The organism is Hydrogenobacter thermophilus TK-6, assembly GCF_000010785.1.
GTDB lineage: Bacteria > Aquificota > Aquificia > Aquificales > Aquificaceae > Hydrogenobacter > Hydrogenobacter thermophilus.
Genome location: NC_013799.1, coordinates 26,391 through 44,717, shown reverse-complemented (window position 1 = coordinate 44,717; position 18,327 = coordinate 26,391). Strand labels below are relative to the sequence as shown.

The 18,327-nt window shown below is 46.0% G+C and carries 14 protein-coding genes; 8 read left to right on the top strand and 6 right to left on the bottom strand.

Features of this window, described 5'->3' with window-relative positions:
* Positions 1-1,908 (top strand): 1,4-alpha-glucan branching protein GlgB, encoded by a 1,908-nt coding sequence (gene glgB / locus HTH_RS00200; RefSeq protein WP_012962688.1) that lies wholly within the window; start codon positions 1-3, stop codon positions 1,906-1,908.
* Here glgB and HTH_RS00195 read toward each other — a convergent pair.
* The 5 genes from HTH_RS00195 to HTH_RS00175 are packed head-to-tail and all read right to left on the bottom strand — an operon-like array spanning position 1,889 to position 8,873.
* Entirely contained in the window at positions 1,889-3,214 is a 1,326-nt protein-coding gene (locus tag HTH_RS00195) for a glutamate-5-semialdehyde dehydrogenase (RefSeq protein ID WP_012962687.1), read from the bottom strand. The genes glgB and HTH_RS00195 overlap by 20 nt on opposite strands.
* 27 nt (positions 3,215-3,241) lie before the next feature.
* Positions 3,242-4,273: an EAL domain-containing protein gene (locus tag HTH_RS00190; protein WP_012962686.1), complete on the bottom strand. Its 1,032-nt coding sequence runs from the start codon at positions 4,271-4,273 to the stop codon at positions 3,242-3,244.
* A gap of 8 nt (positions 4,274-4,281) precedes the next feature.
* Entirely contained in the window at positions 4,282-5,139 is an 858-nt protein-coding gene (locus HTH_RS00185) for an MBL fold metallo-hydrolase (protein ID WP_012962685.1), read from the bottom strand.
* 18 nt (positions 5,140-5,157) lie between these two features.
* A complete protein-coding gene (locus tag HTH_RS00180) occupies positions 5,158-5,808 on the bottom strand; it encodes an endonuclease III domain-containing protein (protein WP_012962684.1) in 651 nt (216 codons plus the stop codon).
* A gap of 56 nt (positions 5,809-5,864) precedes the next feature.
* Entirely contained in the window at positions 5,865-8,873 is a 3,009-nt protein-coding gene (locus HTH_RS00175) for an efflux RND transporter permease subunit (RefSeq protein WP_012962683.1), read from the bottom strand.
* A gap of 48 nt (positions 8,874-8,921) precedes the next feature.
* Between HTH_RS00175 and HTH_RS00170 the strand changes: the two genes are divergently transcribed.
* From HTH_RS00170 to HTH_RS00140, 7 genes are read left to right on the top strand one after another with little or no spacing between them, the layout of a single operon-like run.
* Positions 8,922-9,965: an efflux RND transporter periplasmic adaptor subunit gene (locus HTH_RS00170; RefSeq protein ID WP_014462525.1), complete on the top strand. Its 1,044-nt coding sequence runs from the start codon at positions 8,922-8,924 to the stop codon at positions 9,963-9,965.
* Positions 9,962-11,197, top strand: coding sequence for a TolC family protein (locus HTH_RS00165; RefSeq protein ID WP_012962681.1), 1,236 nt, complete (start codon positions 9,962-9,964; stop codon positions 11,195-11,197). Before HTH_RS00170 ends, HTH_RS00165 begins: the two co-directional genes overlap by 4 nt.
* Positions 11,197-11,769 carry a TetR/AcrR family transcriptional regulator gene (locus HTH_RS00160; RefSeq protein WP_012962680.1) on the top strand — a complete coding sequence of 191 codons (573 nt, stop codon included), beginning with the start codon at positions 11,197-11,199 and terminating at the stop codon, positions 11,767-11,769. The genes HTH_RS00165 and HTH_RS00160 overlap by 1 nt, the downstream gene beginning before the upstream one ends.
* Complete coding sequence (locus HTH_RS00155) at positions 11,766-13,037, top strand: TolC family protein (RefSeq protein WP_012962679.1); 1,272 nt, start codon at positions 11,766-11,768, stop codon at positions 13,035-13,037. Before HTH_RS00160 ends, HTH_RS00155 begins: the two co-directional genes overlap by 4 nt.
* Positions 13,034-14,161, top strand: a complete 1,128-nt coding sequence (locus HTH_RS00150) for an HlyD family efflux transporter periplasmic adaptor subunit (protein WP_012962678.1) — start codon at positions 13,034-13,036, stop codon at positions 14,159-14,161. The genes HTH_RS00155 and HTH_RS00150 overlap by 4 nt, the downstream gene beginning before the upstream one ends.
* On the top strand, positions 14,161-15,708 hold the full coding sequence (locus tag HTH_RS00145) for a DHA2 family efflux MFS transporter permease subunit (RefSeq protein ID WP_012962677.1): 1,548 nt from the start codon (positions 14,161-14,163) through the stop codon (positions 15,706-15,708). Before HTH_RS00150 ends, HTH_RS00145 begins: the two co-directional genes overlap by 1 nt.
* Positions 15,684-17,174, top strand: coding sequence for a DHA2 family efflux MFS transporter permease subunit (locus HTH_RS00140; RefSeq protein ID WP_012962676.1), 1,491 nt, complete (start codon positions 15,684-15,686; stop codon positions 17,172-17,174). The genes HTH_RS00145 and HTH_RS00140 overlap by 25 nt, the downstream gene beginning before the upstream one ends.
* 123 nt (positions 17,175-17,297) lie before the next feature.
* Here the strand turns inward: HTH_RS00140 and HTH_RS00135 are convergent, their stop codons facing one another.
* The gene (locus tag HTH_RS00135) at positions 17,298-18,326 is read right to left on the bottom strand and encodes a ribonucleotide-diphosphate reductase subunit beta (protein WP_012962675.1); all 1,029 of its coding nucleotides are present in this window, start codon (positions 18,324-18,326) and stop codon (positions 17,298-17,300) included.
* Position 18,327 lies beyond the last annotated feature (1 nt).

Genomic DNA, 18,327 nt, shown 5'->3' with positions numbered 1-18,327 from the left:
ATGCCTGTATATTTTATATTCTTTTACATGAATTTATCTATGATCACAGATTATGACATTTATCTTTTTAAAGAAGGTAGCCACTGCAGGCTTTACGAAAAGCTTGGTGCTCACCCATTAGAAGGAGGTGTTTACTTTGCGGTCTGGGCACCTAACGCCAGGTATGTTTCCGTTGTAGGAAGCTTCAACAGCTGGGACAGAGGGGCAAACCCTCTAAAGCTCAGGGAAGATGGCTCTGGCATATGGGAAGGATTTGTAGAAAAGGCAAGAGTGGGGGACCTCTACAAGTACTTTATAGTGTCAAAGAGCGGTTATGAAGCGGAAAAGGCGGACCCTTTCGGTTTTTTCTTTGAGGTTTCTCCCAAAACCGCCAGCATAGTGTGGGACCTTAGCTACCAGTGGAAAGACCAAGAGTGGATGAAAGAAAGGCACAAAAAGAACGCTCTGGATTCACCTTGGTTGATTTACGAGGTGCACCTTGGCTCGTGGAAAAAGAAAGGGTGGGAGTCTTTGAGCTACAGAGAGCTGGCCGAGGAGCTGGTGGAATACATCAAGGAGATGGGCTTTACCCATGTGGAGTTTCTGCCTGTCATGGAGCATCCCTTTTATGGCTCGTGGGGGTATCAGATTACTGGCTACTTTGCTCCCACCTCCAGATACGGAACACCGCAGGACTTTATGTATCTCATAGATAGATTACATCAAGAAGGTATTGGTGTAATTCTGGACTGGGTGCCTTCTCACTTTCCCACGGATGGACATGCGCTTGCATACTTTGATGGCACGCACCTTTACGAGTATGAGGACTTCAGGAAGAGATACCATCCTGACTGGAACAGCTACATATTTGACTACTCCAAGCCCGAGGTTAGGTCCTTCCTTCTCTCTTCAGCGCATTTTTGGCTCGGCATTTATCACGCGGACGGCATAAGGGTGGATGCGGTAGCCTCCATGCTCTACCTGGACTACTCCAGAAAACCCGGCGAGTGGGTGCCCAACATCTATGGCGGTAAGGAAAACCTTGAGGCAATTGAGTTTATAAGAAAACTAAACGAGTGCCTCTACAGGGACTTTCCGGGCATTCAGACCATAGCGGAGGAGTCCACAGCCTGGCCCATGGTGACAAAACCCACATACCTGGGCGGTCTTGGCTTTGGTATGAAGTGGAATATGGGTTGGATGCACGACACCCTCTTTTATTTTTCAAAGGACCCCATACACAGAAAGTACCATCAGGACAAGCTCGCCTTCAGTCTGTGGTATGCCTTCTCAGAAAACTTTGTGCTGGTTCTTTCTCATGATGAGGTGGTGTATGGTAAGGGGTCGCTAATAAACAAAATGCCAAAGGACTGGTGGCAGAAGTTTGCCAATTTAAGGCTTTTACTAACTTACATGTACGCGCATCCGGGTAAAAAACTTCTCTTTATGGGAGGAGAGTTTGGTCAGTGGGATGAGTGGAATCACGATAGGGGTCTGGATTGGTTTTTGCTGGAGCACTCCACCCACAGAGGAGTGCAGAAGTTGGTAAGGGACCTAAACAGAGTAGTGAAAGAAAATCCAGCTCTTTATGAGCTTGATTTCAGTCATGAAGGCTTTGAGTGGATTGATTTTTCTGACACGGATCAAAGTGTGATAAGCTTTCTGAGGAAGGACAGGTCAGGTAAAAACATCTTTCTATCAGTCTTTAACTTCACTCCTGTGCCAAGATACAACTACAGAATAGGTGTTCCCTACAGGGGCTTTTGGAAGAAGATCATAAACAGCGATGCGCTGGAGTACGGTGGCTCTGGGCATGGAGATACGGAAGCGGTTCACACGGAAGATGTACCTTTCCATGGAAGACCTTACTCTATTTGCTTGACGCTTCCATCTCTTGCAGGGCTTTACTTTACAATAGCTCTTTCATAATCTCTTCAGGTACGCCCACATTGTCCCTTAATTGCCCATTTCCAAAAATTATGAACTTCTGAATGGTAAGCTCCTCAAGAGCCATGGGACCCCTTGCGTGCACTTTGTCGGTGGATATGCCCATCTCCGCACCAAGGCCAAACTCGTTGCCGTCGGTGAACCTGGTGGAAGCATTCACATAAACCGCCGCCGAGTCCACCTCATTTAAAAACTTCATAGCCTTAGTGTAGTTTTCGGTTATTATGGCATCCGAGTGCTTTGAACCGTACTTTTCTATAAACTCTATGGCTTCCTCCAAGCTTCCCACCACCTTTACCGCAAGGATAAGGTCCAGAAACTCCTCGTAGTAATCCTCCTCTCTTGCAGGAGTAGCCTTTACAAAAGAAAGCCTGGGGTCTGACTTTATCAAAGAAAGACTCTCCTCATCGCACCTTAGCTCCACACCTGCTTTGCCTAAAATGTAAGCCATGCGTGGGAAGAAGTCCCTGAGTATCCTTCTGTGTATTATGAGATTTTCCACCGCATTGCAAACAGAAGGTCTTTGAACTTTTGCATTATAAACTATGTGATAAGCTTTGCTCAGGTCCGCCTCTTCGTCCACATATATGTTGCACACGCCCTTGTAGTGCTTTATAACTGGCACCTTTGCCTTCTCAGCCACAGCTCTTATGAGGCTCTCGCCTCCCCTTGGTATGGCTACATCTATTTTGCCCTCCATCTGCAAAAGTTCCCACACTATCTCTCTTTCGGGTCTGTCTATAAACTCAATAGCATCCTCTGGAAATCCTACCTCCCTTGACGCCTCTTTTAATATGCTTACCAGCGCCCTGTTGGAGTTTATCGCCTCCTTTCCACCTCTTAGAATAACTGCATTGGATGACTTCATACACAGAGATGCAGCTTCCACCGTTACATTAGGTCTTGCTTCATAGATTATAAATATCACTCCCAAAGGTACTCTCATCCTTCCTACCTTTAAGCCGTTGGGAAGAGTCCACATTCTTGTAATCTCACCCACGGGATCAGGCAGAGAAGCCACATCCTTTAACACCTTTATTATGCCGTCTATTCTCTTATCGTTGAGGACAAGCCTGTCAATAACTGCTGAGGATAAACCAATGCTCTTTGCGTACTCTACATCCTTTGCATTCTCCTCTTTAATAAAAGACCTTTTGCCGTTTATGAGTTCTGCGGCAGTAAGCAAAGCTCTATTTTTTACCTCCGTCTTTAAAGCTACAAGCTCGCGTAGAACCCTTCTTACCCTTTCTACCTTTTCCTCCGCGTAGCTTTTAACTTCAATGCTCATAACGGCTTAATTTTATCCCCTTTAAAATTAAGCGTCAAGAGCCAAAAGTTCCTTTGCCATCCCTTCTACAGCTGCGATATCTGGTTTATCTGTAGGTTTTGTGAAGAGATAACCCTGACCGTAATCCGCTCCAGCATACTTTACCCAATCAAGCTCTTCCTTCTTTTCTATACCTTCACACACCACCTTAATACCCTCTGAGTGTGCCATCTTAATAAGATGTCCCACTATCACCTTCTTAAAGTTATTCCTGTGTATATCCCTTATTAGCTCCATATCTATCTTTATATAATCTGGCTGTAGCTCAGAAAGATAAAAAAGCCCAGAGTATCCACTTCCCACATCGTCAAGGGCAACCTTTACCCCTTCCTCTTTTAGAAAGTTTATAAAACCTCTCACGCTACTGAGTTCTAGCTTTTCATGTTCGGTAAGTTCAATCACTATTCTTGATGGCTTGAAGTTATAAGATACTGCCATAGATATAAAATCCCCGAAAGTTCTAAAGGGATCCGTTAAAAATCTCGGATGGAAGTTTATAAAGAGCTTTATTTCCCCATTAAGCTTTTCTCCTGCCTCTTTTATAGCTTTACTTCTGCAAAATTCTTCCGTGTATGTAGAAGTGGACCTCCCCACCTCAAGGAGGTCTGTAATTTTTATGGGTGGTCTGCAGAGAGCTTCGCAAGCAAAAACTTTACCATTTTTGAGATCAAGTATGGGGTGGAAAGCAATCTTTACATTGTAAAAAACATCTCCTATGACGCCGTATATAAGCTTATCAAGAAGTTCTTCCAAATTTAGCGTGTGGGGTACTTCCCTTAACAAAAAGTCCGTGGAAACCTCTATGGGTTTTTCTGAACTGAGCAGTAAGTACCTAAAACCTTTCACCATCTCCCGGTCCGCATCTAAAAGTAGCTCAAGGATATCCTCTTCGTTATCCGCAGATAGTAAAGCAACGCTGCTTATAACCTTACACTTAAGGCTATAGCGCTCTGCTATTTCTGAAAGCATTTTGGCTGTTTGCTCCGAATCTGTGAAAACAGCCAAGACCTTCTTTGCCATACGGAAACTCAGAAATTATACATCAGAAGCAGTTCTTTTATTTGTCTTTTTATCTCCTTATGGCTCATCTTTATACTTCTGCCGTGACCTGGAAGCACCCACTCAAACCTAAAATCAAGTAGCCTTTTTATGGACTTTAACTGATGGCTCCACGAGTACCAGCAGTACTCTTCTGAAGCCCACAGCCTTTTTCTTTCGGGAGAATACCACAGATGGTCTCCAGTAAAGAGAAAGTTCTTGTAAAGGAGTACCATATGACCTGCTGTGTGTCCGGGTGTTGGTATTATGGTAAAGTCGCCCATGTTGGTGGGGTCATCTCCGCTGACTTTTATGTCCGCCTTGGGATATGCGTGTGCGTCCCTTTCGTGTATAATGACCTGTGCGTTAAAAGCCTTTGCATAAAACTCAGCATCCGCCACATCGTCCTCGTGCGTCAAAAATATGTATTTTAATCCTCCTAAGGATGCTATGTTTTTGAGAAGGTGGGCGTTTTCTCTTGGGCTATCTATCATCCAATTGCCGTCAGGGTGCAAAATAAAGTAGCTCATGGCACCGTAGGACTTTTTGGAGGATAGCCCACATCTGTATACGCCATCTTCTATCTTTGCTGGGAACTTTTTTATAACTTCGCGCACTCCTTCCTTGCTCCTTGTACCTATGGCTCCAACAGGGCATGAAAGAAGAGCCATGAGAGCTTTTTCTTCTTCTTCCTTAGCTTTAGGTTGTTTTATGACGCAGGCACTATCTTTACCTTTGCCAAATATGGCAGGTGCTATCTCGGTACATATATCGCAGTCTATACAACTGGCATCCACAAAAAAATCTCCCGGGACATTGCAAGGAAGCCTCTTTTTTATATCAGCCATAGTTTAATAATTTATGCTTCACAAAGTCTTAAACTCATACTCGCAGTATTCTCTTATGGGACATACACCACACAAGGGTTTTACAGGCTTACACAGTGTTTGACCAAACGCCACCAGAAGTTTGTTAAACTCTATCCAATATTTTTCAGGTAAGATCTCTGTAAGCTTCCTCTCTGTCTCTTCGGGATCCTTACTCTTTATAAGGCACCACCTGTTGGTGATCCTGTGAACATGCGTATCTACACATATGGCAGGTATGCCGTAGCCCTCAGAAAGCACCAGATTTGCCACCTTTCTTCCAACACCCTTTAGTTTTAGCAGGTCCTCCAACTTATTAGGGACTTGTGAGCTATAGTTCTTCTTTATTTCCTCCGCTATGCTTTTCAGGAACTTAGCTTTGTTTTTGTAAAAACCTACAGGATAGAGAAGTCTTGAGAGCTCTTCCTCGTCTATGTTATAAAGGTCATCCACATTTTTTATTCTTTCAAACAGCCTCTTGCAAACCATTGCTGTAGTTTCGTCTTTTGTTCTAGTTGATATTAGAGCACAGACAAGCACTCTGAAGGGGTCTCCGGTCTTTTGTGCTATCAGACTAACCACAGGTGCATTCCACCTGGGAAACTCTCGCCTTAAAATGTCTATGACTTTTTCAACATCCTCTTTTCTCATTGCATGAGAATTATATAACCAGTAATCTGTGAAAACTCTTGATAAAATTAAGCGGTTCACCTTCTTTTGAGTTTTAAGCCGTCAAAGAGCTCATAAACTATGGGAAGCACAAGAAGGCTCAGAGGAAGCGCTGTAGCTATACCACCTATGACAGCTATCGCCAGGGGTTTTCTCAGCTCAGAGCCTGCGGTAAGACCCAATGACACGGGAAGTAATGCAAAAACTACGGTTAAGGTGGTCATGAGGATAGGTCTTAGCCTTTCGCGCCTTGCCTGAAGAATGGCCTGCCTCGTCTGGTAGCCCTCTTTTCTAAGCTGTATGATTCTCTCTATAAATAGGACAGCATCCCGTACCACTATGCCTATGAGCAGTATTATTCCAAAGTAGGAAGGTACACTCAGAGATGTGCCTGTCAGATACAAGAGTCCAAAAGTGCCAGAGAGGCTAAGAGGGACCGTCAGAAGCACGGTAAAGGGATGCCTGTAGCTTTCAAACAGGCTGGCAAGCACCATGTATATACCTACGAGAGCTACCGTCAGCGCAAAAGCAAGACCTTTAAACGCTCTGGCAAACTCCCTTGTCTGACCGGTGGGCTCGAAGGAGTATCCTGGTGGCAGGTTGCTTCTTAGCCACGACTCTATCTCCGCAGTGGCATCTCCCAAGGCTTTACCCGAGAGGTTAGCAAAGAAGGTAAAAGAGTACTGTCTGTCGTACCTGTTAATTACATGATATCCGGGTGCTATGGTAAGGCTCACCACATCCGTCAGAGGAACTAAAGAGCCGTCCTTTGCTCTGAGGTATACCTTCTTAAGGTTCTCCCAGTTTTTGACAAACTCGGGCTGTGCCTTTATGTAAGCATCGTAGCTCTCACCACCCACCTCGTAGGTGCCAAACTTGTACTTGCCAAAGAGTATGTTAAGAGTTGTGCCCACATCCTCAACGCTTATACCCAGGTCTCCCAGCTTTTCCCTGTTTACTTTTATCTGAATCTGTGGTTCGTTGAGACGAAGGTCCGTGTCCACATCCTTGTAGCCGGGCTTTTGCCTGAACTCAGCCACCATCTTGTTGGCTATCTTCTGAAGCTCCTCAAGAGATGAGCCTCTAATGGCATAAGTTATGTCCGTCTGCCTTCCCGCACCTGCAACTATGGGGAAGGCTTCCACGCTTACTGTTATACCCTTTATCTTTGCAAGCTCTTTTCTAAGCTGGTCCATTATTACCTTCTGGTGGGGTCTTACCGACCTGTCTTTTAAGAAGATAAAAGCCTGTCCGCCGTTCACATCAGGTCTTCCCGCCACTCCCTGACCTATGGCTATGCCAAACCTGTCAATGTAGGGATTCCTTGACAGCACCGCCTCCACCTCCTTAGCCTTCTGGTCTGTGTATTCAAAGGAAGAGCCTATGGGGGTTTCAAACCTCACTATGAAAGCCCCCTCGTCGGTAAGGGGGAAAAACTCCTTATTGGTGGCTTTAAGAAACAGAAAGCCAATATAAACGGTGGCTATAGAGAAGAGAAGCACCACCAACTTGTGGTCTAAAGACCACCTTAGGACTCTATCAAAAAACAGCTCAAACTTTTCATAAGCTCTCATGAATACATTTTCCTGAGTTTGGGTTATGAGCCTTGCACCCGCCATGGGAGTAAAGCTTATGGCTACTATGTAAGAGACTCCTATGGCTACCGCAAGGGTCAGAGCAAAGCTTCCAAAGAAGCTACCTATAACACCTTTTAAAAATATTATGGGCAAGAAGACTATTACCAGAGATGTGGTAGAGGCAAGGAGGGCAAATACTACTATACGTGTGCCGACCTCTGCGGCTTCAAGAGGTGCAAGTCCCATCTCTCTCCTTCTGTATATGCTCTCTATGACCACTATGGCATCGTCTATGACTATACCCACCGCCACAGCAAGGGCAAGGAGGGTAAAGGTGTTAAGAGAGTTTCCCGTGTAGTAAAGGAAAATTATGGCACTGAGCAGTGTAACCGGTATGGCAAACACTGGTATGAGCGTGAGCCTGAGACTTCCGAGAAACACAAAAACCACGAGCGCAGTTAAAAGGCTACCTATTATGATTTCTTCCACTGCAGCATGAGCACCCTCTTTGGGAAAGACACTGGCGTCAAAGGTAATGTCCATACGCATGCCGGGAGGAAGCTCCCTGTTTAGCTCAGCCATCCTTGCCTTTACCGCATCCGCCACCTCAACGGTGTTAAAGCCAGACTGCTTGTAGACTATCAGGGCTACGGACTGCTCTCCTTTGAACCTCGCTATCCCCCTCTTTTCGTCCTCCGTAAACTCCACAAAACCCACATCCCTGAGCCTGAGATTGCCCTTTAGATAAGTATTTTCCAGCTCTTTGGGGTCTTTGACTTTGCCGTAGAGCCTTATGATGTACTCCTTGTCCTTGCCGTAGATGGTGCCTGTAGGCACCTCCAGATGATTCTTAGAGACTGCGCTGAGAACATCCACGGGAGTAATACCGTAAGAGTAGAGCCTTTCGGGATAGAGCCTCACCCACAGCACATTGTCCCTAAAGCCCCCAAGTCCCACATCGCCCACGCCGTTTACCTTCTGAAACTCTCTCTTTATCACCTTGTCCGCGTAGTAGGCAAGGGTCTGATAATCCACGCTCTTAGAGTGCAGGTGTACAGCCAGAATGGGAAAAGAGCCTGTGTCCACCTTTCTTACCACAGGAGGATCCACACCTACAGGCATGCGCCTGTATGCCCTCTGGACTGCGTCTCTTACCTCCTGAGTTCCTACGTCTATGTTCTTGTCCAGGGTAAAAACTATCGTCACCCGGGAGAGTCCTGCATAGCTCTGGGAGACTATGGCATCTATACCGCTGATGGTGGACACCTCGTCCTCTATGTATCTGGTGACATTTGTATCCACCACATCGGGGTTGGCTCCTGTATAGGTAGTGTTTACGGTAACTATAGGAAAGTCTACATTGGGAAGCCTGTCAACGGGCATCTTGGTGTAGGTATAGAGTCCCAAAAGCACAAAAGAGAGCATGAACATGATGGTGGTTACAGGTCTGTGTATAAAGAACTTGTACATGGCTTATATTATATCTGACTAACTGGTCAATATGCTATAATTATGAGTATGATAAGATGCCTTGCTCTTATATCGCTTTTGGTGCTTCTGAGCTGTCAGAAAAAGGAAAGTCCTCCGCCTGCTCCGCAAGCTGTGCAGATAAGCGTCTATACGGTAAAGCCCGAGAGTGTGGAGGTGTTCTACACAGCCAACGGCTACTTTGAAGCCATAAAGGATGTGGTACTAAGACCAGAGGTGAGTGGCAGAGTTCTGGAGCTTCTCACCGACGAGGGACAGTTGGTAAGACAGGGACAGCCCCTTTTGAAGATAGACCCCTCGGACTACCAAAACACCCTCAGACAGCTGGAGGCAAACCTCATGCAGGCAAGAGCAAACTACGAAAACCAGAGAGCCATATACGAAAGGAGGAAGTTCCTCTACGAGCAGAACCTGATAGCAAGGGAGGACTTTGAAAACGCAAAAACACAGCTAAAGGTTTACCAGGACCAAGTTTCCGCCATTGAGGCACAGCTAAGAAACGCAAGGCTCCAGCTTTCAAGAACAACCCTGAGAGCTCCCTTCTCGGGATACATAGCCCAGAAGTTTGTGAATGTAGGAGACTACATAACCCCCCAATCCCAAACCTTTCGTCTGGTTACCCTTGACCCCATAAAGGTGGTTTTTGAAGCTCCCCAAGAGCTCCAACCCAAGCTAAAGCTCGGCTCTTTGGTCTACCTGCAGGTGGAAGGTGCGGGAAACTACGAGGGCAGGATAAACTTCGTATCACCAACAGCAAACGCCAGCAGGATGCTAACCATCAAGGCTTTGGTGAAAAATCCCAAAGGAGAGTTAAAGCCTAACATGTACGCACAGGTGCACGTGCCTATATCCTCCACTGAAGCCTTCAAGATTCCTGAAACCGCGCTGGTACTTATAGGCAACCAGAAGGCTGTCTGGAAAGTGGTGGGTGACAAGGTCTTTCCTGTAAAGGTGGACATAGTAAAACAGGGAGATGGATATGTTTATGCGAAGGCTGACCTCAAAGAGGGAGATGCTATAGCGGTAGAGAACGCATATCTTCTTAACCAAACCAGCAGGGTGAAGGTAAGATGAGATGCTTTATGGTAATACTTTTGTTGGTATTGTCTGTTAGCTGGTCTATGACCTTAGAAGAAGCCATAAATGTAGCTCTGAAAAATAACACACAGGTTAAACTCTCCGAGCTGGACCTCAAAAGGGTAGAAGAGGACATAAGAAAGGCAAGGGCGGGTATACTTCCTCAGGTTAGCCTTTCTTACTCTTACACTAAGCTGGATAAATCTTTAGCTTTTGGCTTCACACCTACGGAAAGGCAGTCTTATGTTTTTGAAGTCAATCAGAGTATCTTTGATAAGGCTGTTTTTGACGCCATAAAACTGTCTAAGCTGGCAAAGGATCTTCAGGCATATATATTGGAAGATATCAAAAGAACTGTGGAAAACCAAACCAAGCAGCTCTTTTATGCGCTCCTTTACAAAAAGGAGGTGGTAAAACTCTACCAGGATAACCTTAGCTACTGGGAGGAAAACTACAAACTTACTAAAGTCCAGTATGAGGCTGGAGTGGTGCCTATGGTAAATCTCCTAAGAAGTAAAGCTCAGCTCCAGACTGCAGAGGCTCAGTATCAACAAGCTCTGGCGGATTACAAAAAGTCCTTAGAAGACTTTAAAGCTTATCTAAGATGGGAGGGTGATATACAGCCCGAGGGAAGCCTTGAGTTTAAGCCCTTCCAAGAAGACTATCCAACCCTTAGAAAACTCCTCTTGGAGAGAAATTCCACTCTGCTGGTAGCCAAGAAGAGTGTGGAGGTTTACGAGAAGCGCATAGATGTGGCAAAGGATGCCTACTACCCCACCATATCCGGCTTTGTCACCTATCAGGGAAATACTGGAAGGCGCAGTCTCTCTGGTGGTACCGAGTGGATAAGAGGCTACACCTTTGGCTTTCAGCTAAATTACCATCTCTTTGACGGATTTCAGAGGGAGGCAAACATAGCCCAGGCTAACATAGATTATCTTAAGCAGAAGGAGGTATACATAGATACTCTCTACACACAGGATGCCCAGATGAAAAAGACCTTAGAAGACATAAACTCCCTTAAGGCACAGATAAGAGCGTTGGAGAGCTCCTTAGAGGCAGCAAAAGAAGCCCTCAGGCTATCCACCGAAAGGTACAGATACGGAGTGACCAATCAGCTTGAAGTCCTTGAGTCAAGAGCCAATTACAATCAGACTTTACAAAATTATTATCTCCTACTTTACCAGTATATGAGTGACCTTGCCAACATAGAGAGGCTCACCAAGTGATGGACACAAAGGAAAAACTGCTCAACTCAGCCAAGAAGCTCTTTTCAAAAAAAGGCTATTACGAGACGAGGGTCTCGGACATAGTGGCGGATGCGGGGCTTTCTCAGGGTGCCTTTTACTTATACTTTAAGAGCAAAGAGGACATATTTATAGAGCTTGTAAAGAGCATGTCCAATAAGGTGGTGAAACTATTAAAAGACTACGCATCAATGGAGATGGATCCGGAAGAAGTCATAAAAAACTCAACCTTTGACTTTTTCAGGGTCATGTATGAAGAGAGACCTATAGCCTACATATTCCTATTTCAATTGGTGGGGACTAATGAAAAATTTAGAAAGCTCTATATGGATAAGAACAAAAAAGTGAGAGAACTTCTTCATATAATAGTAGAAAAAGGTGTGAAAAGTGGTGTATTCTCATACAAAAATACGGAAAATATAGTTAACATTCTCATGGGGTATGTAAGAATAGTATACCTGGAGTATCTTCTAAAGGATAATATACCCCTTGAAGATATACTTTCCCTTGTAAGTGAAGGTATAGATGTTATCCTAAAGGGGGTAAAAGGATGAAACTTATTGTGTTTTTCCTTACCTTTTCCTTTGCATTTTCATTGACGATGGAGGAAGCCATCCAATCCGCTATAGAAAAAAATCCAGAGATAAGATCCCAAAGACATGCGGTAAGTTCTGCTTTCTACTCCTACAGAGCGGACACAAACCTATACCTTCCCAACTTTTTTGCAAGCGCTTCTTTCAGCAGGCTATCCCAGAAGCAGAGCCTTCATATACCTCCCTTTGGTCCCTTTCCTCCCCTTTCGGTAGAATCCGCTAAACAAAATTACAGGGCTTTCAGCATAGGGCTGAGGGAGGTTCTCTACGACGGGGGTGCAAGGGAAGGAAGGGTAAACATATCGTCCTCTGAGGTGAGGCTACAGCAAGACCTATACGGGGAAAAGCTGGAAGACATAAAGCTGCAAGTGATAAAGGCTTACTTGGATGTACTCTCAAGCCAAGAGATAGTTGATGTTTACAGAAAACAGCTGGAGGCTATAGATTCTCAGTACAGGCGTGCGGAGGCTTTTTACAAAGAAGGTCTTGTAGCCATCACCGATATGCTCCAGGCTAAGGTAAGGCTGGCAGAAGTCCAGAGAGATCTAAGAAAGGCAGAAGGAGATTATAGCGTAGCTCTGGCAAATCTCTCAAAGCTCACAGGCATACCTCAGGAAAAGCTAAAGGACCTACAGCTACCGCAGATAGCAGATTATCAAGTTCCAGACCTGGAGAGCTTGTACCTAAAAGCCTTAGAAAGAAGACTTATCCTGCGCGCTTACTCGGAAAGAGTTTATCAAGCGAAGAAGCTTCAGGATATAGAAAGAAGCAAATATTTACCAAAAGTCTTTGCTCAGGCGGAATATACTTACAGCGACCAGAACCCTGTGATATCTCCCAAGGGTGTCTATACGCTGTCTTTGGGTCTTAGCCTTGAGTTCCAGACGCTGGAGCCCTACTACAGGGTGTTAAGCAGATTGGAAGAGGAAAAGAGAGCCAGGTGGGAGCTGGAGAACCTCAAAGAAGCCATAAAGCTGGAGATAAAAAAAGCTTATGAGGATGTGCTTACCGCGAAGGATAACCTGCGCGTGGCTGAAGATGCCCTCAGATACGCAGAGGAGTTTTACAAGCTTTCGCAAGAGCAGTACAAAAACCAGATAATAAGCTCTACTGACCTTCTTTTGGCTGAGGCGAGCCTCACTCAGGCGAGGAAAAACAAGGTGCTTTCCTACTACGAGTACCTGAAAGCTTACTACGAGCTAATGCGTGCTGTAGGAGGTGAGATATGAAGCGCAAGGTAGGTTTAACTATAGTCATCTCTCTTATGATGGTTTTTTCTGTTATTGCCTTCAGGTGGATAAAGCACCGTATGGAATACGCTGTAACTGATGCAGTTTTTGTAAAGGCAGACCAGCTTTCCAATGTAGGTTTTCAGAAAGTCTCAGGAAGGGTGATAAAGCTCTACAAGGACCTGGGCGATGAGGTAAAAAAGAGTGAGGTTATAGCGGAGATAGACCCAACAGACTACCAGCTAAACCTTCAGAATATAAGAGCAAAGATAGAAAGCCTGGAGGCTCAGAAAGAGCAGTTGCTCACCCAGCTAACGAGGGTCTCTCAGGAGCTCTCCGTAAACTACTCCATGTCTGACATTTCCGCAAAGGAAGTGAAAAAGAGAGAGCAGGCGCTTGAAAAACAGCTCTCGCAGGTGCAAGCGCAGTTAGAGCTTGCCCAAAAAGACAGAGAGCGCTACAAAAACCTCCTTGAGAGAGGCGTTATACCCAGAAGAACCTTTGAAGAGGCAGACACGCGCTACAAAGTGCTAAAAGACCAAGAAGAGAGCCTTTTAAAGAGCCTTGAGGAGCTAAGGCTTAGCTACAAAAAGAGCCTGGAGAATGTGAGCCTCTCGCGCATAGCTTTCCTCAAACAGAAGGAGCTAAAGGCTCAGGTAGAAGCTTTGGAGAAGGAGATAGAGAGCCTCAAAAAGCAGGAAGAGCTTGCCCAAAACTACCTTTCCAACACCAAGCTAACAGCACCCTTTGACGGAGTGGTGGCAAAGAGGTATGTGAGCGTGGGAGATGTGGTAAGCCCCGGCAGTCCTGTGTACGCCATAGTAAAGCCGGATTCTATGTATGTGGAAGTACTTCTGGAGGAGTCTAAGCTAAGAGGCGTGCAGAAAGGGTGCAAAGCTTATGTGAGGCTGGATGCATATCCTAACAAGGTCTTTGAGGGAGTTGTGGAGGAGATAAGCCCTGCATCCGCCGCCACCTTTGCCCTGGTGCCCAGAGACATATCCGCGGGAGAGTTCACCAAGGTGGTTCAGAGAATCCCTGTAAAGATAAGGATAATCAAGGGTGATGCTTCGCTTCTGAGAGTAGGCATGGGGGGAGAGGTGGAGATAAAGAGGGTAAGGTAATGCAAGAACGCCCTCTTTATGAGCTTGTCAGTCCCTTTGAGAGGGTGATGCTCACCTTCTCGCTCATGATGGGGGTATTCATGGCTATTCTGGACACCACCATAGTGGACATAGTGGTGCCCAAAATGATGGCACCTTTGAGTACTGACCTTTACGGAGTTCAGTGGGTAATAACCTCCTACATGATGGCTGCAGCCTCAGGCATTCTTCTGGTGGAGTCTTTGGAGAGGTATGTGGGTCTCAGGAATGTATTCATATCCGGGCTTTTTCTGTTTACCGTTGCGTCCTTTCTGTCTGGTCAGGCTCCGTCCCTTGATTGGATGATTGCGTCAAGGTCTCTGCAGGGCTTTGGTGAGGCACTCATAGTAGTAAGCGCGGAGGCTCTTCTTTTTAGCGCGTACCCACCTGAAAAAAGAGGATTGGCAATGGGCATATACGGGCTTGGGGTTAGCTTTGCACCCGCTTTGGGTCCCACACTGGGAGGCTATATTACAGAATACATAAACTGGAGATGGGTCTTTTACATAAACCTGCCGGTGGGTATTATAAATCTCGTGCTCGCCCTTTCCTTCCTGCCAGACTACAAACCTCAGAATGCTCACGGAAGGCTAAATCTGGTGTCTTTTCTGTTTTTATCCTCGGCGACCGTATTCCTTCTTATTACCCTCTCCAAAGGACAGCAGCAGGGCTGGTGGAACTCGGACTTTATACTCTACACTTCCCTCATATCTCTCTTTTCCTTCCTGCTGTTTTTTCTTTCGGAGCTTGCCTCAAAAGAGTCTCTTATAGACTACTCCATTTTCTCCATAAAGGAGTTTGTGGTGGCTATTCTGGTTTACTGTTTTCTGCTGGGCTTTTCCATGTATCAGGTTTTTTACCTTATACCCCTCTATTATGAGAACCTCAAGGGCATTGGTACGCTGATGACAGGCATACACATACTGCCTCTGGCGCTGGCTATTGGCTTTTCTTCTCCCATAGCGGGAGTTTTGGGAGACAAGAAGGGAGAGATACTGCCTCTTGGCATAGCTGTGCTGACCTACCTTTACGCTGTGCTTTTTGTTATGCCTCAATTTAACTACTTTACACCTGCGTGGGAGTCCTCCCTCAAGATGATTCTTCTGGGGATAGGTATGGGCTTTTTCTTTGCACCCATCACCAACCTGGCTCTTAAAAAGCTGGGGGAGAAAACCACTCTGGGAGTTAGCCTTATGCACTACATAAGGTTTGTGGGAGGCTCTTTTGGCACCGCTATAGCCACCAACGACCTTCAGAAGTACATGTGGGAGAGCTTCCAGAAAACCAGCGAGGTGCAAAGCTATAGCGCGGTAAGCCAGTACCTTTTGAGCCTCTTTCATCTGGGTGAAGAGAGAGCTAAGGCTTTCTTTTACGGGATTGAGCAACTTTACGCATACTCCAACGCCTTTGAAAGCACCTTCTTCAGCGCAGGGCTTTGGGGACTTTTGGGCTCACTGCCCATCTTCTACCTACTTTGGACATACCTTATCAGGAGAGCAAGGATATGGTCTGGTTCTACACCTTCTTAGTGGTGCTGGGGACCTTTCTGGCGGTGCTGGGAATTACCAGCACCAACGTAGCCATACCCAAGATGATAGCGCCTCTTCAGACGGACATATACGGCATAGAGTGGGTAGCCATCAGCTATATAGTGGCAACCGCCATCACCATAATAGTCTTCAACTTTGCCTCCGCACGACTTGGGCTCAAAAACACCTACATACTGGGTCTGGCGCTTTTCAGTCTGGGCAGTGCTCTCTCTGGTCAGGCTTCAAGCCTTGAAGAGATGATAGCTTTTAGGTTCCTGCAAGGTGTGGGGGAAGGCTTTCTGATTCCCTCCTCCCAGTCCATACTCTTTAACCTATTCCCGCCGGAAAAGAGAGGCACCGCCATGGGCTTTTATGCCATGGCAGTAGCTTTCGCTCCGGGACTTGGTCCCACTGTAGGAGGCTATATGGTGGAGTTCCTATCCTGGAGATGGATATTCTACATGAACCTGCCGGTGGTAGTGCTCCTCCTGCCAGTAGCCTACCTTATGCTCCCGGATTTGGGAGAAAGAAGGAAATTGCCTTTTAACTTTTTTAGCTTTCTCTTCCTTTCGCTGGCTTCCATAGCCTTCATAGTCTTCCTCTCCAAGGGAGAGAGCTGGGGCTGGTTTTACTCCATGAAAACCTTTACTGCCTTTTGCGTTTTTGTGGCTTCTCTTCTTCTCTTTGCCCTTTCGGAGCTCACAAGCCGGCATACCCTCATAGACTACTCTGTCTTTAAAGAACCCAACTATCTTTATGCTCTCATCACCTTCGTGGTAGTTTACGGTCTTGTGTTTTTCCAGGTTATATACCTGCTTCCCATATACCTGGAGAGCCTCAAGGGAGTGCCCACCTTTCAGACAGGCACCACCTTTCTGGGTTTTGCTATACTGCTTGGCACCTTTGCTCTCATAGGCGGGAGGCTAAGCGACAGAACAGAGCCCAAGCTTCTGCTTCTTATATCCCAGAGTGTTCTGTTTTTGACGCTTTTCTTCTTCCTGTCCCATGTGGACTACTACACGCCAAGGTGGAAGATAGCCCTGTACATGTGCTTTATGGGAGTGGCTATGGGTTTTTTCTTTGCTCCGCTTACCGCTCTGGCTTTCAAAAGCCTAAAGCCTCACCAGATACCCATAGGTACAGCTCTCTACAACTACGCAAGGCTCATTGGGGCTTCCATAGCCACATCTCTGGCAACCTATACCCTTGAAACCCACAGGGCTCTGCACTTTGACCAGATAAACGAGCTTCGGTCTGCTCTGAGCTCACCTGCTTTTGTCTCTTACATGCAAAAACTCTCTGGACTTGAAGCCTTTCGCTACATGGTGGCGCTGGGACAGTTCCAGAACCTTCTGGCAGGCACTTACGCAGTGCAGGATGCCTTCAAGCTCGCATCCTACATGAGCATCCTGAGCATTATCATTACCATAACATTTCTTCTCAGGTATAGAAAAACTAGGTTTTAGGCTTCAAATGCCTTTAGTTAACCCAGTTTTTCCATCCACCCTGCAGGAGTCCAAAACCTCCTGCCTACTACCCCCTATCCACATGGACTCGGGGGATACTTTACACGCAGGAGAAGAGCCTGACTACCACTTTAGTTCGCTTCTCTTGGCGTAGGTCTGGGGCTTTGCTTGGAAAAAGTCAGTCTTGGTGTCGTTTATGGTTCTAAACTGGTCTATCCACTTCATGGGGTTTTCGGTAATCTCTGGATAGAGAGGTTTGTAGCCCAGCTGGGTGAGCCTGAGGTTGGCAAGGTACTTGATGTAGCGGTCTATGAGGGTGTTATTTATGCCAAGAATCTGGTTCTGGGTCACATACTGTCCCCACTTTATCTCCGCATCGGTGGCGTATTTGAAAAACTCGTAAACCCACTTTTCCAGCTCAGGCGTAAAGAGTTCTGGGTTCTCTTGCTTTATGGTCTGTATAATATTTCGAAATAATGTAACGTGAGTTAATTCATCTCGGTTAATATACTTAATTTGCTGGACTGTGTTTCTCATCTTGCCCTGACGGCCCAGCGTGTAAAAGAAGGCAAAGCCTGAATAAAAGTATAAGCTTTCCAGCACATAGTTTCCGAAGGTTGCTTTTATAAAGTTCTCCTCGGTGGGATGGCGTATAAACTCGTTGTATAGCTGTGCTATAACTTGGTTGCGCTCCATAAGGACAGTATCCTGTCTCCAGTAGTTGTATATCTCGTCAGCCACCTGTGGTTCCACCACGCTCTCCAGGATAAACTGGTAAGAGTAAGAGTGAAGAGCCTCCTGAAACTCCTGAGAAGTCAGAGCCATCACCAGCTCGGGAGCGGTTATGTATCTGGCAAACTCTTTGAGCATGTTTACCTGATAGGAGTCAAGGGCTATGAGAAAGCTCAGTACCATCTCGTAGGCTCTCTTCTCGTAGGGCGACAGATCCTTTTCATACTGCTTTTTATCTTCGTGCATGGGAATCTCTTCCGGCACCCAGAAGTTGGTAAATCCCATAGTCTTATAGAGGTCAAAAGCCCACTGATACTTTACATTATTAAGCTCCATTATATTGGTAGGATTGCCAAAAATCACCTTGCGCTTGCTTGTTTCTCTGTCTCCCTGCGGGTTGAAAATTATGGTGCGATCCATG